A 13,810-nucleotide genomic window follows, 5' to 3' on the forward strand; every position below is an offset into this window, starting at 1 on the left:
CAATTCATGTCAAAATTAACAGAGATCCAACGTCCTATTATCCACGAACTTGAAGCTTTTGAAAAGAAATTCAAAGCATCGATGAAAAGCTCCGTTCCTTTGTTGGATCGTATCACGCAATACCTGATCAAACGCAAAGGCAAACAAATGCGGCCGATGTTTGTCTTTTTCTCGGCAGGCATCTGCAATGGGATCAATGAATCGACTTATCGGGGTGCTGCTTTGGTTGAACTATTGCATACAGCGTCACTGGTACATGATGATGTTGTTGATAATTCCTATGAACGTAGGGGGTTCTTTTCCATCAACGCACTCTGGAAAAATAAGATTGCGGTACTGGTTGGTGATTTTTTGCTTTCAAGAGGATTACTGCTTTCGGTCAAACATCAGGATTATCACCTGTTAAAGATTGTTTCAGAAGCAGTGGATCAAATGAGTGAGGGGGAATTGCTCCAAATCGAAAAAGCGCGTAAACTGGATATAGAAGAGTCCATCTATTTTGAGGTCATCCGGAAAAAAACAGCATCGTTAATTGCTTCCTGTTGTGCCTGTGGTTCTGCTTCATCCAATGCTGACGAAGAGACAGTAGCAAAACTGCACCAGTTCGGAGAGAAAATTGGCATCGCATTTCAGATTAAGGATGACCTGTTTGATTTTGGATTGGATGATGTGGGCAAGCCACTTGGAAATGATATCAAAGAGAAAAAAATGACCTTGCCCTTGATCCATGCCCTAAATCAGACGAGCTCCAGTGAAAAGCGGCGAATCATCAATCTGGTTCGAAACCATAATGAAGACCCCAAAAAAGTTACTGAGGTCATCGATTTTGTACGCAACAGTGGTGGGTTAGCTTATGCAACAAACAAAATGCTGGAATACCAGCAAGATGCCTTCCGCATCCTAGATGATTTTCCGGATAGCGAATACAAACAAGGATTACTACAATTGGTAAGATATACAACAGAAAGAAAAAAATAATGAGTCACGAATTAATGTTTTTTGGAGGTTTCTTAATCTTCATTGCGCTGATGCTAGCCATCGACCTCGGCCTATTTTCCAAGGGCGATAAACCCGTTAGCTTAAAGACGGCAGCAATTATGAGTGCTGTATGGGTATTATTCTCCCTAGGCTTCTATTGGTTGCTCCGACAGTATGGATTTGAATTACATAATATCCATGATCTCAACCATCTGCAAGAGGTCATCACCAAACATCACCATGATATTAAAATTATTCCCGGCGACCTGGCCGCTAGTCTAGCCGTCTATAATAACAACCTCGGCTTGGAGTATCTGACAGGCTATGTGGTTGAATATGCACTTTCGGTGGATAATATTTTTGTGATGGTATTACTGTTTACCTCATTTGGAATTCCTGAACGTTATTATCATAAAGTCCTGGTTTGGGGGATTCTGGGAGCCATCGTAATGCGATTCCTGTTTATCTTCCTTGGTGCAACCCTGATCGCTAAATTTGGCTGGATTCTATACGTCTTTGGAGCCTTCTTGGTCTTTACAGGTGTCAAGATGTTTATCAACCGCAACCAGGAAGAAGAAGTAGATCCGCAAAACCATCCTGTGGTTAAATTTGCATCCAAATATTTCAAAGTAACTCCCAAATTGGACGCGGGTCATTTTTTCCATATAGAGAATGGCGTAAAATACATGACACCCTTATTTTTGGTCTTGTTAGTGATTGAATTTACGGATCTGATTTTCGCGGTGGACTCTATTCCAGCAATCTTCTCGGTAACCAAAGATCCTTATATCGTGTTCTTTTCGAATATTTTCGCTATCCTAGGGCTACGCTCCATGTTCTTCCTATTGGTCAATATTATCCATAAATTCCAATATTTAAAGGTTGGATTGGCTTTTCTATTGGTCTTTATTGGTCTGAAGATGTTATTGCATCACTGGTTAGCAGAGGTTGGATTTACAACTACCCACTCCTTGATTGTGATTATCAGCATACTTGCCTTAAGTATTATCGCTTCGCTGCTCTTTCCGAAACAGAAGGAAATTGCCGAATAACATAGCAGCAAAGGGTCGTTAAATTGACGACCCTTTGCTTTTCAACACTTTAACTTTTTTTTATCTCCCATCTTCGCCGACAAAAGAGCCGAGATTATGCCCCTTTTTTAAGAACAATTATTTTACAGAGGAATTTACCTTACTAAATTTAATTTATTTAATTTAGCATCACTTTAAATTAACAAAATACTAACAAATGAATTGGAATAAATCGATTGTACTAGCTGCGTCTCTGTTTGCAGCTTCATTCCAAGTACAAGCACAGGACAATTTGATCAATGCCTTAAAAGCAAATCAAAATGACAATAGCAAATCTGGGTTTACATTTACAGAAGTTATCAATTTAGGTAATACCTCGATCAAGGATCAAGGTTCTTCAGGTACATGTTGGTCTTATTCAGGAAATTCTTTTCTGGAGTCCGAGATGATCCGTATGGGTAAAAAACCGGTGGAGATCTCCCAGATTTATACAGCGCGTAATACGTACTTAGATAAAGCACGTACCTATGTACGTCTTCACGGCGGCTTGTCATTGGGTGAGGGTGGTCAATTCCACGACGTGTTGAATTCATTCCGCAAATATGGTGCTATGCCACAGTCGGCTTATACGGGGCTGCACTATGGTAGCACACGCAATAATTTTGGTGAAATGACATCCATGCTTGATGCGATGTTAGGTTCCATTGTAAAAGGTAAATCCCTGACACCAAACTGGGAAAAGGCTTATACTGCAGCCATGGACTCTTACTTAGGTGAAGTGCCTGAAAAATTCGATTACAACGGTAAATCCTATACCCCACGTACATTCGCAGATCAGGTCATTGGTATCAACCCGGATGATTATGTTGGTATTGCTTCGGTTACCGACCATCCTTATTATAGCCAGTTCGTACTGTTAATTCCGGACAACTGGTCATTCGACCGTTTTTATAATGTACAAACCAATGATTTAACAGATATCATTGATAATGCTTTGCAAAAAGGATACACTGTTGCCTGGGCGACCGACGTATCAGAAAAAGGATTCTCCTGGAAAAATGGTATCGCTTATGTTCCTGAAAAACCATTCGAACAAATGAGCGAGCAAGAGAAATCTAGCATGTTCGTTGGCCCTAAACCAGAAATGAAAATTACACCTGAAGAGCGTCAAAAAGCATTCGACAATTGGCAAACTACAGACGATCATGGTATGCATATCGTCGGTCTAGTGAAAGATCAAAACGGTAAAGAGTACTATATCGTCAAAAACTCATGGGGAACATCCAATGACTACAAAGGATATTTATACGCGACAAAGGAATTTGTACGCTATAAAACAACCTCTTTACTGTTACATAAAGATGGTCTCACAAAAGATTTAAAATCCAAGATAAATATCAAATAAGCAATTTATCCACCGTTGAAAACACCTCTGAAATTAATCTTTCAGAGGTGTTTTTGTTTTCAGATTAATTTGATAACTTAAACCTAATTATAAATCTAGTTGTTCAGTGAGTATGAGAAGTATAATCGCATTATGCCTTGCAATTTTAGTTGGGAATCTAGCATATTCCCAGACCAAAGGGGTTAAATTTGTAGAAGGATTAAGTTGGAAAGAGGTCAAAGAAAAAGCGAAGGCAGAGAATAAGTTTATCTTCGTTGAACTTTTTGCGACCTGGTGTGGCCCCTGCCAATACATGAGTAATGAAATTTTTCCCTTGGAGCAGGTGGGTACCCCTATAAACCAGAATTTTATCAGTATCCGTGTACAAATGGACTCCACAGAATCAGACAATGCCACTGTCAAAAAATGGCATGCTGATGCCCGTGCCATTTCCAGCGAGTACAACATCCAGTCTTTTCCAACCTTCTTGATTTTTAGTCCAGACGGAGAAGCGGTACACCGAATTGTTGGCGCAAGTGATGCACCAGAATTTGTTGACCATGTCACAGATGGATTGGCTCCCGAAACCCAGTATTATACACTATTGAAAAAATTCGAGAAAAGACCGCAGGATATCTATACAGCCAAACAGATGTTAAAAGCAGCCAATATCGCATATGACGAAAGCACTGCACGTAAAGCCGAAAACACCTTGGCCAATTCTTTAGGCACTGACGAGCTTTTTAAGAAGGAAAATGTACATATCCTCCTAGCTGCCGCCAAGTTCACAAATTCAAAGGCTTTTAACCTGATCCGTAACAATAAGGAAAAAATAGATATCCTTTTAGAATCACCCGGGATTGCCAATCGTACATTAGCTAATGTGGTCGTCAATGAACTCTTCCAAATTAAGATAGATGCCAAGCACGAACCTAACTGGGATATTTATCAAAGTGAATTGGCTGCTAAATATCCGGACATAGATTTTGTCCCGATGTTCAAAAAGATCAAAGCACACTATTATCTTCAGGTCAAGAATTATGTGGCCATGAAAAACACGATTAACGATTACCTATCATCAGAGGATTTTACAGCACATCAATTGAACACTTTTGCCTGGACGATCTTTAATAACAGCAATGATCCTGAATGTATTGATGCAGCGATCAGTTGGAGCAAGAAGTCGATTATCGAAGACCCCAGTTCTGCTTTTCTGGATACCTACGCCAACCTGCTTTATAAAAAAGGGGAAACCGAAAAAGCGATCAAGTGGCAAAATAAAGCCATCGAAATGGCCAGCGAAGATGACCGTCCTATCTATCAGGAAACACTCGACAAAATGACCAAAGGGATAAAGACCTGGGACAATTAGACGTTGTCAAGCAAAAGGGTTCTTTCGATTTCTGTACAGGTTTATTCTTATGGAATAAATCTTAACGATATTTTACCATTTGTGTAGTCTGGTTTTTAGAACTTCTCACGGAGCTTTAAAGCATATATGAGTATGGAGCATAGTCCGTCAGCAGATCGGCTATTAACATCCGGGCGTTAGCCCTATTTATTGATTTGGATTTCACCTTGAATAATTACAAATGATTTATTCAAAATAGTAAACCACCTGATTAATTTTTTTTATAATTTTTTCTTGATCGTCATTTTATTCAGTAAATTAACAACTAAATATCAACGGATTATGAAAAAATTAATTTTAATGCTATTCTTGGTTCCCACCCTGTTATTCGCTCAGGGCGAAGGTGTAAAATTTGAGCATGGCCTCAATTGGAATCAAATCAAGGAAAAAGCGGCCAAGGAAAACAAATTTATCTTTGTCGATTGTTTCACTACCTGGTGTGGACCTTGTAAGTATATGGCAAACACAATCTTCCCTCAGGCGAAGGTAGGTGATTTCTTCAATGCCAAATTTATCAATGCCAAAATCCAGATGGATAAAACCAAAGAGGATAATGAAGAAGTAAAATCCTGGTACAGCGAAGCAGACCGTTTTGCCAAAGAATACAAAGTTGTGGCCTACCCAACTTTCTTGATCTTTGATTCAAAAGGAAATCTTGTACACCGTATTGTGGGTGGCGGGGATGCAGATGGTTTTATTGCCAAAGCACAAAAAGCATTGGATCCGAACACCCAATATGAAACCTTATTGGCAAAATTCAATGCGGATCCCCAAAATCCTACAATTGCAAAAGCCATGGCTGCGGCAGCAAAAGATGCCTATGACAAGGAAACACAGGCAAAAGCAGAAGGTATCGTGCTATCCACGCTATCCACAGATCAAATCTTTACTAAAGACAATGTAGAGTTATTGCTTTCTTCGGCAAGCATTAAGGATTCAAAGGCATTTAACTTAATTAAAGATAACCCAGCCAAATTTGATGCGATCAGTGAGAAAGTGAAAGCAAACGATTTCTTGGCTAAATTATTAATCGGCGAAGCAGTCAATACTAAGATAAAGGCTAAAGAAGCTGTAGATTTTGCTGCCCTCGAAAAAGAGCTGGCTCAAAAATACCCAACTATCAATACTGAAAAAGCGAGTTTGGAAATGCAGCCCCGTTATTTTTCTTATACCAAAAACTATCCCGGTTTGAGAGACAGTTTTAACAAGTATATTTCAAAATACGGTTCGACAATCACTGCCATGGAACTCAACAACATGGCTTGGTCCATCTTTGAAAACTGTGATGATCCCGCTTGTTTAAAAGCAGCTTCGGAATGGAGCAAATTATCGCTTGAAAAGGAAAAAGATACACCAATGTATTTAGATACCTTTGCCAACCTGCTCTATCGTCTAGGGAACAAAGATGAAGCCATCAAAACCCAGGAGAAAGCAATCTCACTGTTGACTGCAAACGATAAAAAAGAGGATTATGTAGCAACGCTACAAAAGATGAAAAAAGGCGAAAAAACCTGGGAATAATCCCGCTACTGACATAGGAAACAAAAGGCCCAGATCAAGCAGTTGATCTGGGCCTTTTTATTGTATTCGGATAAGTTAGCTACAAAAAACAGGCTGTAGCTAGATCCTTCCCTACTATTTTTATTTCAACGCTTTGATCCCCATGTTCCAGAGTGCAAAAGCATACTTGTCAACTGTACTATTGATCAAGACTTCCGTAGAGCGGCCAGCGCCATGTCCCGCCTTAGTTTCAATACGGATCAAAACCGGATTATCACAAGCCTGCTTAGCCTGCAGTTCGGAGGCAAACTTATAGGAGTGTGCCGGAACAACACGGTCGTCATGATCACCTGTCAATACCATGGTTGCAGGATAGCAGACCCCTTCTTTTACATTGTGCACTGGTGAATAAGCTTTCAAATAATCAAACATCTCCTTGCTGTCAGCGACAGTACCATAATCATATGACCAGCCTGCACCAGCCGTAAAAGTATGGTAACGCAACATATCCAATACACCGACCTCTGGCAATGCTACCTTAGCCACTTTAGGGTCAATAGTCATTGTCGCACCCACAAGCAAACCACCATTCGAACCACCCGACAACGCGGTGTACTCAGGCGAGGTATAACCGTTCTCCTGCAGATAATGAGCCGCAGCGATAAAATCGCTGAATACATTCAACTTATTGAACTGTCGGCCCCCATCATGCCATTTTTTACCATATTCACCGCCACCCCGTAGATTGGGAACAGCATATACGCCCCCATTGGCCAACCATACTGCAGTTGAAGTACTGAAAGCCGGGGTCAGGCTAATATTAAAACCACCATAACCGTATACAATCGTCGGGTTTTTGCCGTTCAAAGTTATGCCTTTCTTATAGGTAATGATCATAGGCACCTTTGTTCCATCTTTAGAGGTATAAAATACCTGTTTTGATTCGTATTGATCGCTATCAAACTTGACATTCGGTTTGATATAAAGCGTGGATTTTCCCGAGTTGACATCAAACTTATAGCTCGATGAAGGTGTGATGTAATTCGAGAAACCAAAATAGATTTCCTTTTCTTTTTTCTTGCCCGAAAAACCACTTGCGGTCCCTACCCCAGGCAATTCAATCTGTCTGATTTTTTTACCTGTATAATCGTATTGAATTACCACGGAAACAGCATCTTTCAAATAGTTCGCAAATAGGTAACCTCCACCGGTACTGATCGAAAGTACATTTTCGGTTTCCGGAATGATATCCTTCCAATTTTCTTTGGCTGGATTTTTCAAGTCAACTTTTACCAAACGGTTATTGGCCGCCTTATAATTTGTCTCCAATAAGAACGTATCTCCGATATTATCGACCACGCCTGTATTTGCATCAAAATGGTCTTGCAGACAAATGATCTTACTATTTGGCTTGCTCAGATCCTGGTAATAAAGCTCATTTCCTGTAGTTGTATTAGCCGCAGAGATAATCAGATAGCGTTGGTCATCTGTCAACGAAGCGCCTACATAACGTCTCGGAGTTGCCGAACCGCCAAAAATCAGTTGATCTGTAGATTGTGCGGTATTGAGCTTGTGGTAATATAATTTATGCTGATCTGTTTTCTCGGATAATTCTGATCCTTTTGGTTTATCATAACTTGAATAATAAAATCCATCATTTCCTTTCCAGGCGATGCCCGAGAACTTTACGTCCACAAGTGTCTCCCCTACTGGCGCTTTATCCTTTGCATTCAATACAATCACTTTTCTCCAATCTGAGCCACCTTCGGAGATCGAATACGCAACCAGACTTCCGTCTTTTGAAAAAGAAACGTCGGCCAAAGAAGTCGATCCATCTTTCGAAAAGGTATTCGGATCAAGGAAAACCTCTTCAGCACCATTCTCGCCCTGTTTGCGGTAAAGTACAGAATGTTGCTGAAGCCCATTGTTTTTAAAGAAATAGGTATATGCTCCCTCTTTGAAAGGTGTTCCTATCTTTTCGTAATTCCAAATTTCGGTCAGTTGTTCTTTCAATTTTGTCCGGAAAGGAATGGTATTTAGATAATCAAAAGTGACTTTATTTTCAGCCTGAACCCAGCTTTTCGTCTCTGCCGAGCGGTCATCCTCCAGCCAACGGTAAGGATCGGATACTTTCTGCCCCCAGAATTCGTCTACGACTGTGCCTTTATTTGTCGTTGGATATTTCAGCTGCTGTCCACAAACAGTGCTCGCTGTACCTGCCATACCGATCATCATCAGGATAAGGCCAATTTTTTTGTTTATCATAAAAAACTTTATACTTGTTTCATCCAAAAATAACAAATATAATTTCAGAATTCATCCTACTAATCGAAGTAAATGTCATTCTTTTCCATTCAGAAACAATAATTCAAGCATTCCAGTGAACAGACCAAATAGCGCCTCATGGATTGACAGGGGCGGGCTGATCGGTCAATTGTGGAAGCGAATTTTGTATTCGCTTCCATTTTCTTTAGATTTGGGCACATGTCAACAAGAAATAAAATCTATTTTGCCTCAGACTTCCACCTGGGATCCTATCCACTGGAACATTCACGCGAAAGAGAGCGGGCTATTATTCAGTGGCTCGACGAAATCAAAGTCGATGCCGCACACCTATATCTTGTTGGCGACGTTTTTGATTTTTGGTTTGAATATGCAACCGTAGTCCCCAAAGGGTACATCCGCTTTTTGGGTAAGCTCGCAGAGCTTGCCGACTTGGGCATTCCGATCACGTTATTTAAGGGCAACCATGATATGTGGATGTTTGATTACCTCAAAAAGGAATTAAATGTACAGATCATCGACAATGAACTGGAACTGAAACTTGACAATAAACTTTTCTACATTCATCATGGTGATGGCCTCGGTAATGGCGATTATAAGTACAAATTGCTCAAGAAAGTATTTCGGAGCCGTTTCTGCCAATGGCTTTTTGCCCGATTGCATCCTAATTTGGGAATAGGAATTGCTACCCGCTGGTCCAAGCATAGCCGACTCGCCAACAATGAAGATGAAAAATTCCTGGGTGAAGACAATGAATGGCTGATTGGTTATGCGAAGGAAATCGAACGTCAACAACATCATGACTTCTATCTGTTTGGCCATAGACATCTACCGTATGACATCAGGCTTAATGCAGATAGCCGTATTGTCAACCTGGGCGAATGGATCAATTACTATACCTATGCGGTATGGGACGGAGACACTTTACGTTTGGAAAAATGGGAGAAAAAATCGTAATTTCTTTGGCAGATTGCCTGTTGGGTTATCATTTTTTACAGGCAGAAAGCATCCATAAACTGGAACAAATCAGTGAAAAACTTACTTGCAAACGCAATAACTTACTGATCAAACAAGATAAGATACAAAAAGACATTTATTTTTTGGCTTCTGGATTGGCCCGAGTTTATTACGAAACCAAAGATCGGCAGATCACCTTGGACTTTGTCTCTCCCGGCGGTACTTTAATCTCGATGAACAGCTATGTACATGACACACCGGGCTACGAAAACATCGACCTGCTCGAAGACAGCATCGTTTACAAAATTGACCAAAAACAGCTGTTCGCCCTCTACGAGACGGATATTGCGATTGCCAATTGGGGTAGAAAAATGGCTGAACTGGAATTTATTAAAGCGGAGCAGCGCACCATGTCCAAACTCTTTAATACGGCTCAGGATCGCTATGCCGAACTGTTGCAGAAATATCCACAATATATACAACGGATCAAACTTGGTTACATAGCCTCCTACCTTGGAGTTAGCCAAGTGACCCTCAGCCGCATCCGCGCAAATATCCTTTCAAATTTTTAACATTTGTTAAAATTATTCTGCTGGAAAACGTAGACCTTTGTCCCTGAAACAAAAAACAGAGATATGAACTGGGTATTTTTAATTCTTGGCGGGTTATGTGAAATTGGTTTTACAACATGTCTTGGAAAAGCCAAGGATGCAGAAGGTAGTGAGCAATGGCTTTGGTATGGCGCCTTTGTTGTCTTCCTATTCGCAAGTATGGGCTTGTTGATCAAGGCAACACAGACGCTTCCACTCGGCACAGCCTATGCCGTATGGACCGGTATCGGTGCTGTCGGGACAGTTTTAATGGGTATTATCTTCTTTAAGGAACCTGCAGATTTCTGGCGCATATTCTTTATTTTCACGTTGATTGCTTCCATTGTTGGGCTAAAAGCAGTTTCCTCTCATTAATAGCTGGCTAGGTAGTTCAAAAGCAACAAAATTTCCTTACTTTTGTACTCTCAATAGTAATCTAGGTCATAAATTCCTAGAAGAAGCATTTTTGATATATGTTAGATAAATTACAAGCGATCAAAGAAAGATGGGAAGAAGTGGAAGCCGAATTGAGCAACCCCGACACCATGCAAGATATGAAGCGTTTTGCCAAATTGAATAAAGAATACAAAGATTTGGGCAAAATCGTGGATCAATACCATATTTATAGAAATATGGTCAGTAATATTGACACCAATAAAGACATCATCATGAACGAGAAGGATCAGGAACTTCGTGAGATGGCCAAGGAAGAACTTGATATTTTATTGGTTGAAAAAGAGGAAAAAGAAGAAGAAATCCGTTTGATGCTGATCCCTAAAGATCCCGAAGATGCCAAAAATGCCATTATCGAGATCCGTGGTGGAACTGGAGGTGACGAAGCGGCTTTATTTGCCGGAGATCTATACCGTATGTACACTCGTTATTTTGAAACGAAGGGCTGGCGCAATGAGGTGATGGACGTTACCGAAGGTACTTCAGGCGGTTATAAAGAGGTTATCCTTAAAGTAATCGGTGAAGATGCTTATGGTCAATTGAAATATGAGTCTGGTGTACACCGGGTACAACGTGTTCCTGATACGGAGACACAAGGACGTGTGCATACATCGGCTGCTTCGGTTGCTGTATTGCCAGAAGCGGAAGATGTCGACGTGGAAATCAATCCGGGTGATATCGAATTGCAGACATCCCGTTCGGGTGGTGCCGGTGGCCAGAACGTCAATAAAGTAGAAACAAAAGTACAGTTGACCCATAAGCCAACTGGTATCGTTGTTATCTGTCAGGTAGAACGTTCGCAATTAGCCAACCGTGAGCTAGCGATGGAGATGCTTCGTAACAAACTTTATGAGCTTGAACTGAACAAAAAGAACGGCGATATTGCTGCAAAGAGAAAAACTTTGGTATCTACCGGAGACCGTTCGGCAAAAATCCGTACTTATAACTATCCGCAAGGTCGCGTAACTGAACATCGTATCGGTATGACGATGTACAACCTACCAGCAATTATGGACGGTGATATTCAAGGAATTATCGATGCATTGCAGTTTGCAGAGAATGCGGAGAAGATGAAAGAGGGTCAAGTAGACTAGATTTTTTTCAAAAAATCTTTGCAGATACGTAAACAAACGCTATATTTGCACACCTTCTGAGGAGAAGGGTTGAGGTCTGGTAGTTCAGCTGGTTAGAATACATGCCTGTCACGCATGGGGTCGCGGGTTCGAGTCCCGTCCAGACCGCTTCAAAAAAGAGAGTAATCTCGGTAAGTTCTTTAACAAAACAAGTTTTTAAGATTTTTAGGTCTGGTAGTTCAGCTGGTTAGAATACATGCCTGTCACGCATGGGGTCGCGGGTTCGAGTCCCGTCCAGACCGCCAAAAATTATTAAAAACAATCCTTAAGATTTTAGGTCTGGTAGTTCAGCTGGTTAGAATACATGCCTGTCACGCATGGGGTCGCGGGTTCGAGTCCCGTCCAGACCGCTAAAATTTTAAAAAACATCTTGTTGGTCTGGTAGTTCAGCTGGTTAGAATACATGCCTGTCACGCATGGGGTCGCGGGTTCGAGTCCCGTCCAGACCGCCAACAAAAAAAAGCATCATTTGAATAAAATGATGCTTTTTTTTGTTACACAAATCTCTACGCCTATTTTTTCAACTCATACTGCAGTGCTCCCGAAGGACAGCGTTTAATCTGGTCGATCAGCTCGGCTGTACTTGCGTTTTGAGCCGTAATCCAGGGCCTATCTTTCGGATGATATACCTGTGGCAAACTTTTAACACAGACCGCAGCATGTTCACATCGTTCGGGAATCCAAAGGACGTCGATCTCCCCATTGGGATGGGCATATTTAACAATTTTTTCTTCCATAATAAAAATCTCTCCTGAACTACTAATACCAATAAGAACTATTTTGTTTTAAGAAATCGGACGTCTTTGTTTAATCAGCCTGCTGACGCGATAGATCATAAAAATACTCACAACAGAGAGCAGAACAACAATAATACCCAAGGTCGGATAATGCTCCAATGGACTTTCTTTTGTCGGCTGTACAATGATCACACCCGCAAGGGACGCGGCCACTCCCCCAGCAAGCTGCTGTAGGGACGAACTAATGCTCATAAATGCGCCCCTATCCTTCATCTGAGGAACTGCACTGATCAGCGCCGAGGAAGGGGTCATGCGGCTTAGTATACCAGCCATCATCAGAATATTCAAAACGACAACAAGATAAAACGGGGATACTCCCAGATTGGTATAGATCAACACCACGACCATCAGCCATAGCGAAGCAAATGCGAAGATTTTAAATTTATCGTAACGGTCACTCAATTTACCAACGATGGGCATAATAATCAAGGAGGCTACACCTGAAATCATAAATAATAGAGGAAGTTGCTCATGGCTAACATGCAGGTTATTGACGGCAAAAGCGCTTCCAAATGGCATCATCATATATCCTCCGATGGAGAGTAGTGCAGTCGCTAGAAAACCAATACGGTATTCCTTTTGAGAGAATGTCGCCCAAAGGTGTTTCAGCGCCGATTGATGCTTCTGCAAACCAATATGCGCAGTAATAGGAATCAATTTAACTGCAATAATGATGACAACAATCAAAGCCATGACCGCGATCCAAAGAAAAGCACTGTGCCAGCCCCAGTTGTTTGCGATATACAGGCCTATTGGAATTCCCAGCACCTGACTTGCGCCGAAGCCCATCTGTACAAAGCCCATAACACGCCCCCTTTGCTGCAAGGTGAATATATCCGTAATAATAGCCATGGAAATCGAACCAATGACACCACCAAACAGACCGGTCACCACGCGGGCAGCAACCAAAGTCCAATAACCATTGGCAAATCCACAGAAAAAAGTTCCGACAATAAAACCGGAGTAAAAGAACAGCAAGAGCTTCTTCCGGTCAAAACGATCGGCAAAACCCGCTGTCAGTAAACCCGATGCACCGGCACTAAATGCATAGGCTGAAACCGCAACACCAAATTGAGCCGGCTTAAGGTCGATGGCTTTCATCAAAATATCACCCATCGGCGACATGACCATAAAATCAAGTACAACGGTAAACTGTGTAATCGCCAGCAAAAACACCACGAGTTTCTGGTACGCCGTAAAGGGTGCATTCGCCTGTTGATCTATTTCCATACGATAATAGTGATTTTGGTTTAAACTGGTTTAAAAATACATAAGCGCTGGAACATTCTGCGC

The 13,810-nt window shown here is 41.3% G+C and carries 12 protein-coding genes and 4 tRNA genes; 13 read left to right on the forward strand and 3 right to left on the reverse strand.

Features of this window, described 5'->3' with window-relative positions; genetic code table 11:
• Positions 1–6: 6 nt before the first annotated feature.
• The 5 genes from BWD42_RS19025 to BWD42_RS19045 all read left to right on the forward strand — a co-directional run bounded on the left by BWD42_RS19025 (position 7) and on the right by BWD42_RS19045 (position 6,325).
• Positions 7–978, forward strand: a complete 972-nt coding sequence (locus BWD42_RS19025; protein ID WP_077437998.1) for a polyprenyl synthetase family protein — start codon at positions 7–9, stop codon at positions 976–978.
• Positions 978–2,030 carry a TerC/Alx family metal homeostasis membrane protein gene (locus BWD42_RS19030; RefSeq protein ID WP_077437999.1) on the forward strand — a complete coding sequence of 351 codons (1,053 nt, stop codon included), beginning with the start codon at positions 978–980 and terminating at the stop codon, positions 2,028–2,030. The genes BWD42_RS19025 and BWD42_RS19030 overlap by 1 nt, the downstream gene beginning before the upstream one ends.
• 196 nt (positions 2,031–2,226) lie before the next feature.
• The gene (locus BWD42_RS19035; protein ID WP_077438000.1) at positions 2,227–3,414 is read left to right on the forward strand and encodes an aminopeptidase C; all 1,188 of its coding nucleotides are present in this window, start codon (positions 2,227–2,229) and stop codon (positions 3,412–3,414) included.
• Between the two features lie 112 nt (positions 3,415–3,526).
• The gene (locus BWD42_RS19040) at positions 3,527–4,765 is read left to right on the forward strand and encodes a thioredoxin family protein (protein ID WP_077438001.1); all 1,239 of its coding nucleotides are present in this window, start codon (positions 3,527–3,529) and stop codon (positions 4,763–4,765) included.
• 321 nt (positions 4,766–5,086) lie between these two features.
• Positions 5,087–6,325: a thioredoxin family protein gene (locus tag BWD42_RS19045; RefSeq protein ID WP_077438002.1), complete on the forward strand. Its 1,239-nt coding sequence runs from the start codon at positions 5,087–5,089 to the stop codon at positions 6,323–6,325.
• Between the two features lie 120 nt (positions 6,326–6,445).
• On the opposite strand, the gene BWD42_RS19050 is transcribed toward BWD42_RS19045, so the two are convergent.
• Positions 6,446–8,569 carry a prolyl oligopeptidase family serine peptidase gene (locus tag BWD42_RS19050; protein WP_077438003.1) on the reverse strand — a complete coding sequence of 708 codons (2,124 nt, stop codon included), beginning with the start codon at positions 8,567–8,569 and terminating at the stop codon, positions 6,446–6,448.
• A gap of 219 nt (positions 8,570–8,788) precedes the next feature.
• On the opposite strand from BWD42_RS19050, the gene BWD42_RS19055 reads away from it, so the two are divergent.
• The 8 genes from BWD42_RS19055 (at position 8,789) to BWD42_RS19090 (ending at position 12,172) form a co-directional block, all read left to right on the forward strand.
• Positions 8,789–9,544, forward strand: coding sequence for a UDP-2,3-diacylglucosamine diphosphatase (locus BWD42_RS19055; RefSeq protein WP_077438004.1), 756 nt, complete (start codon positions 8,789–8,791; stop codon positions 9,542–9,544).
• Positions 9,526–10,116 carry a Crp/Fnr family transcriptional regulator gene (locus tag BWD42_RS19060; RefSeq protein WP_175992095.1) on the forward strand — a complete coding sequence of 197 codons (591 nt, stop codon included), beginning with the start codon at positions 9,526–9,528 and terminating at the stop codon, positions 10,114–10,116. Before BWD42_RS19055 ends, BWD42_RS19060 begins: the two co-directional genes overlap by 19 nt.
• Before the next feature lie 63 nt (positions 10,117–10,179).
• Positions 10,180–10,509, forward strand: coding sequence for a DMT family transporter (locus tag BWD42_RS19065; RefSeq protein WP_077438006.1), 330 nt, complete (start codon positions 10,180–10,182; stop codon positions 10,507–10,509).
• Between the two features lie 98 nt (positions 10,510–10,607).
• The gene (prfA, locus tag BWD42_RS19070) at positions 10,608–11,681 is read left to right on the forward strand and encodes a peptide chain release factor 1 (protein ID WP_077438007.1); all 1,074 of its coding nucleotides are present in this window, start codon (positions 10,608–10,610) and stop codon (positions 11,679–11,681) included.
• 73 nt (positions 11,682–11,754) lie between these two features.
• Positions 11,755–11,828, forward strand: a tRNA-Asp gene (locus tag BWD42_RS19075).
• A gap of 60 nt (positions 11,829–11,888) precedes the next feature.
• Positions 11,889–11,965 (forward strand) — tRNA-Asp (locus BWD42_RS19080).
• Positions 11,966–11,996: 31 nt separating this feature from the next.
• Positions 11,997–12,070, forward strand: a tRNA-Asp gene (locus tag BWD42_RS19085).
• Between the two features lie 25 nt (positions 12,071–12,095).
• Positions 12,096–12,172: transfer RNA gene (locus BWD42_RS19090), tRNA-Asp, on the forward strand.
• Between the two features lie 60 nt (positions 12,173–12,232).
• Here BWD42_RS19090 and BWD42_RS19095 read toward each other — a convergent pair.
• Both BWD42_RS19095 and BWD42_RS19100 read right to left on the reverse strand, forming a co-directional pair.
• A complete protein-coding gene (locus BWD42_RS19095; RefSeq protein ID WP_077438008.1) occupies positions 12,233–12,457 on the reverse strand; it encodes a (4Fe-4S)-binding protein in 225 nt (74 codons plus the stop codon).
• Between the two features lie 48 nt (positions 12,458–12,505).
• Complete coding sequence (locus BWD42_RS19100) at positions 12,506–13,747, reverse strand: MFS transporter (RefSeq protein ID WP_139351215.1); 1,242 nt, start codon at positions 13,745–13,747, stop codon at positions 12,506–12,508.
• Positions 13,748–13,810 lie beyond the last annotated feature (63 nt).

Origin of the sequence: Sphingobacterium sp. CZ-UAM (assembly GCF_002000245.1) — a bacterium.
Taxonomy (GTDB): Bacteria; Bacteroidota; Bacteroidia; order Sphingobacteriales; family Sphingobacteriaceae; genus Sphingobacterium.

What these genes read in the sequence shown, in the direction of transcription:
- BWD42_RS19025 (WP_077437998.1), top strand. Translation starts at nt 7, where the DNA reads ATGTCAAAATTAACAGAGATCCAACGTCCTATTATCCACGAACTTGAA.
- prfA (WP_077438007.1), top strand. Translation starts at nt 10,608, where the DNA reads ATGTTAGATAAATTACAAGCGATCAAAGAAAGATGGGAAGAAGTGGAA.
- BWD42_RS19065 (WP_077438006.1), top strand. Translation starts at nt 10,180, where the DNA reads ATGAACTGGGTATTTTTAATTCTTGGCGGGTTATGTGAAATTGGTTTT.
- BWD42_RS19100 (WP_139351215.1), bottom strand. Translation starts at nt 13,747, where the DNA reads ATGGAAATAGATCAACAGGCGAATGCACCCTTTACGGCGTACCAGAAA.
- BWD42_RS19030 (WP_077437999.1), top strand. Translation starts at nt 978, where the DNA reads ATGAGTCACGAATTAATGTTTTTTGGAGGTTTCTTAATCTTCATTGCG.
- BWD42_RS19095 (WP_077438008.1), bottom strand. Translation starts at nt 12,457, where the DNA reads ATGGAAGAAAAAATTGTTAAATATGCCCATCCCAATGGGGAGATCGAC.
- BWD42_RS19050 (WP_077438003.1), bottom strand. Translation starts at nt 8,569, where the DNA reads ATGATAAACAAAAAAATTGGCCTTATCCTGATGATGATCGGTATGGCA.
- BWD42_RS19060 (WP_175992095.1), top strand. Translation starts at nt 9,526, where the DNA reads ATGGGAGAAAAAATCGTAATTTCTTTGGCAGATTGCCTGTTGGGTTAT.
- BWD42_RS19035 (WP_077438000.1), top strand. Translation starts at nt 2,227, where the DNA reads ATGAATTGGAATAAATCGATTGTACTAGCTGCGTCTCTGTTTGCAGCT.
- BWD42_RS19055 (WP_077438004.1), top strand. Translation starts at nt 8,789, where the DNA reads ATGTCAACAAGAAATAAAATCTATTTTGCCTCAGACTTCCACCTGGGA.
- BWD42_RS19040 (WP_077438001.1), top strand. Translation starts at nt 3,527, where the DNA reads ATGAGAAGTATAATCGCATTATGCCTTGCAATTTTAGTTGGGAATCTA.
- BWD42_RS19045 (WP_077438002.1), top strand. Translation starts at nt 5,087, where the DNA reads ATGAAAAAATTAATTTTAATGCTATTCTTGGTTCCCACCCTGTTATTC.